The organism is Microbacterium sp. HSID17254, from assembly GCF_003989315.1.
In the GTDB taxonomy this organism is placed as follows: domain Bacteria; phylum Actinomycetota; class Actinomycetes; order Actinomycetales; family Microbacteriaceae; genus Microbacterium.
The window spans coordinates 1-777 of sequence record NZ_RBLT01000188.1 but is presented as its reverse complement, the minus strand read 5'-3'; the positions used below and the strand labels follow the sequence as shown (position 1 = coordinate 777).

Annotated in this window: 1 protein-coding gene; it reads left to right on the top strand. The window is 74.4% G+C overall.

Going from position 1 to position 777, the window contains the following annotated elements; all coding sequences use genetic code 11:
* Window positions 1-276 precede the first annotated feature (276 nt).
* Window positions 277-645: a hypothetical protein gene (locus tag D8M34_RS18500; RefSeq protein ID WP_202976305.1), complete on the top strand. Its 369-nt coding sequence runs from the start codon at window positions 277-279 to the stop codon at window positions 643-645.
* The last annotated feature ends 132 nt before the right edge of the window (window positions 646-777 follow it).

Sequence of the window (777 nt, the reverse complement as noted above, 5' to 3'; positions counted from 1 at the left end):
GCGCTGCCCGGGAGCCGGCGCGTCTGCAGCGCAGCGCGGAGGTGGACATGGACGGTCGCGACGCTGTGCGGCGCGGGGTGGCCGCCCGGCTCCGCGGCGTGGCGCCCCGCTGTGTAGCGTCGGCGGTTCCCGCCAGGACGGAACCGCAGCCCCGTCCCGCCGGCCCTCCGTGGCACGACCGGTCGGTCGTACCACCGTAACCGCGCCGTCCGGATCGTCCCGGCAACCGATCCGGCGACCGATCCGCCGGGACCGGCCGGACCCGACACTCGCCGGGTGACCCGCCCCGCACCGACCGACGCGCCCGCGACGCCCGGGAGCCCCGACTTCACCGGGCTCCGCGCGACCTACGTCAACTGCACACTCAACCGCTCCCCCGGCCGCAGCCGCACCCAGGGCGGCATCGACCACAGCAGCGCGATCAGTGAGCCGAACGGGGGCGTCGCCGACCGGTTCCGCGCCGTCGACCACGACAGCGCCACGGGTGTCCGGCCCGACAGGACCGAGCACGGCGTGGACACCGACGCGTGGCCCGCCCTCCGCGACCGCGTCCTCGCCGCCGACATCCTCGTCATCGGCGGACCGATCGGGCTGGGCGACAACAGCTCCGTGACGAAGCGGGTGATCGAGCGCCTGTACGGCTAGTCGGGTGTGCTGAACCCGCGCGGCCAGTACGCCTACTACGGCCGCTTCGCCGGGTGCCGGCTCACCGGCAACGAGGACGGCCTCAAGCACTGCGCGATGAACATCCTCTACCGCCTGCAGCACATCGGGTTC